This window comes from Okeania sp. SIO2F4 (assembly GCF_010672385.1).
GTDB lineage: Bacteria > Cyanobacteriota > Cyanobacteriia > Cyanobacteriales > Microcoleaceae > Trichodesmium.
The window spans coordinates 1-2,913 of record NZ_JAAHGT010001096.1 but is presented as its reverse complement, the minus strand read 5'-3'; the positions used below and the strand labels follow the sequence as shown (position 1 = coordinate 2,913).

At 35.6% G+C, this 2,913-nt stretch carries 2 protein-coding genes; both read right to left on the bottom strand.

The window, feature by feature from the left end; genetic code table 11:
- Window positions 1-24: 24 nt before the first annotated feature.
- Window positions 25-1,095, bottom strand: a complete 1,071-nt coding sequence (locus tag F6K22_RS37495; protein ID WP_293109875.1) for an Mrp/NBP35 family ATP-binding protein — start codon at window positions 1,093-1,095, stop codon at window positions 25-27.
- A gap of 1,631 nt (window positions 1,096-2,726) precedes the next feature.
- A partial coding sequence (locus F6K22_RS37490) for a hypothetical protein (protein ID WP_293109873.1) occupies window positions 2,727-2,913 on the bottom strand: 187 nt, incomplete at its 5' end.

The following is a 2,913-nucleotide window of genomic DNA, read 5'->3' as shown; positions in this document are numbered from 1 at the left end:
TATTTTGGCATTTATGACTTTTTCTTATGCCAAGGCAACAACAGAAACTCTAGCAGCAATTTTTTGAGCGATCGCCAGTAACTCTTGAGCAGACACAGAACCAGGATCTCCTACTACAATAGGTATACCAGAATCTCCGCCCTCTCTAACTGGCATTTCCAAAGGAACTCCACCAAGCAGAGGCACTCCCAATTCTTGTGCCGTCCTTTCACCACCACCAGAGCCAAAAATATCATACTTTTTCTCCGGCATATCTGGAGGTACAAAATAACTCATATTTTCCACTATCCCCAAAACAGAAACTCCCAACTGCTGGAACATTTTTAAACCTTTGCGCGAATCAAGTAATGCCACAGTTTGAGGAGTCGTCACAATTACCACCCCAGACATAGGAACAGCTTGAGCTAATGTTAATTGAGCATCACCAGTACCAGGAGGCAAGTCTACCAATAAATAATCTAATTCACCCCATTGCACTTGGTACAAAAATTGCCGGATAATTCCATTCAACATAGGACCACGCCAAATCACTGGTTGATCCTTATCAATCAGGAAAGCCATAGAAACCAACTTTACCCCATGATTAAAAGCAGGTTCCAACACTTCCCCAGATTCTCCTTGTTGTACCATAACCTGAGCATCTGCTAGACCCAACATAGTCGGGTCATTAGGGCCATAAATATCAGCATCAATCAACCCAACCTTAGCACCCATTTGAGCCAAAGCCACAGCTACATTTACTGCCACCGTGCTTTTACCAACCCCACCTTTGCCACTCGAAATAGCAATAATATTTTTCACTCCACCAATACCTTGGCGATCTGGTATAGCTTTCTGTTGAGGAGTCTCTGCCGTAACATCTACTATAACCTCCTCAACTCCAGGTAATTGCTTAACAGCTTTTTGGCAGTCTTCTACGATGAACTCCCGTAATGGACAAGCTGGAGTTGTCAAAACCAAAGTAAACTTGACTTGCCCATCTACAACGTTAATATTACGAATCATGTTTAGTTCTACCAAACTCTTACGCAGTTCAGGGTCTTCTACTGGTCGCAATACATCTAAAATTGATTTAGTATCAGGTATATTGGACATTTGACTTTCCTCTAAAATTTTTCTTAAGTTTCTCTTAAGATTATATAGCTTTAAGGACTCAGCATTCAGCTAACTTCCTAATTAGGAACTGCGTTACAAGTAAAAACTTTCTAGGTAAAGGATTTCAATTCTATTAATTTCGTAACACTTTTTTGCCGTGCTATGCTAGCCACTTGTCAAATGATAAAAACATTTAAGCACCTACACAAAATTAATTACATATTCTTGACCACAATTATCAGGCAATTTTTTGAGATAGTAGAGGAAGCTTTTGCAGCTTTCTTAAGCATCAATTTCAATCCATTCATTCATTCATACTTAATAAATTTCCAGATAATTTGTAAGCATTCAGCTATCAGCTTCCAACCGCTTGAATTGTATGGTTGAAAAACTCAAACTCTTCGTTCTTGTGCTTCAATTTATGGGTTAAAATGTGGTATAATATCGAAGAATTCTTGCTTCATTCATTTTTTGAGCTGAGAGCTGACCGCTAATAGCTGAATGCTAAGGATAATATCAATGAGTTTATGCTTGGGTGAGTAACTTGGTAACCAAAATATCTCTAAATTTTTCCCTTTCCACTCTTCTAATTTTTCGATCATTTTATCCCTCATCTGGATTGGTGCTTAGTCCATCACTACTATAGTAAGTTTAGTTAAATGTTCATTATTATTTATCTAAAAAATTAATCACAATTTGACTATCAATTATTCCCTGATGTATTGCATAATTTAATTCGTTCTTTTACTTTGGCAACTATTGAAAGTTATCCTTTCTGATTTTTCTTGTCATCCTTCAATAATTAATAATTAATAATTAATAATTAATAATTAATAATTACCTCTTCTTAAAAACGGATAGGATTGGTTAAAAAGGAAATTTTTTTCTTTTTTATCCTTTAAAGGAGAGGCTTTAAACCTTTATTTTTCGGTAAGGAATCTTTAGCTACGAATCGAAAATCCAGTTTCATCTAAGATATCTTAAATCTATCTCTCGTTTGTTAGCTTCTTGTTTCAGCTCTTCTAGTCTAGCTATTTTCTGTTATACCAATTTCATAAAATATTGCTACAGTGGCTTTGTTCTTAGGAGTTAGCAGTCAGGAGGTAAGAATTTATAATATTTATTTTTTTGAGAGTGAAACTGTTTCATTTTTGACTAAAAACAGTCTTATAATGTATAGCAATTATCAAAAAAATGTCAATACTTTATAGATTAAATCAAAATCATAAAACTATTATCTATGTTGTCTGTTACCGAAAAATTAATAATTAATAATTAATAATTAAATAATTCGCGCCTTGAAGCCTCCCCTTGGATAGGGGAAAACAAAGAAAATATTCCTTATATTCAATTCCGTAGCGGTTTTAACCTTCTTGTAATTATCAATTATCCATTATTCATTATCCATTAATGAAATAATCCCTAGATATTTTGACCAATAAATAATACCAAGTATCATGCATTAACGCTATACTTAGCTGACACTTCAATTATTATACTTGTCGCTTTATAACTAAAAAAACTGGCAAACCCAACCCATGTAAAGATTTTAGCTATTCCCGATTGAAAACGTTTGGAATTATTGGTGTGTCTTAATTTGAGCGATTTTTTCCATCTATTTAGCGACAACTCTATTCAGTAACTAACACAACTAAATAAAATTTTTGATAATTACCGAGAAATTGTGGGTATGCGCCTCCCCTTGGATAGGGGAAAAAAGCGGTTGAGGGATGGCGAGGTCCCCTCGCTTGCCTCCAATCAACCAAGAGAGCGGTCGGCAAGCGGAGCAGTCCGTTAGGATGGGATGGCGAGGTCTCC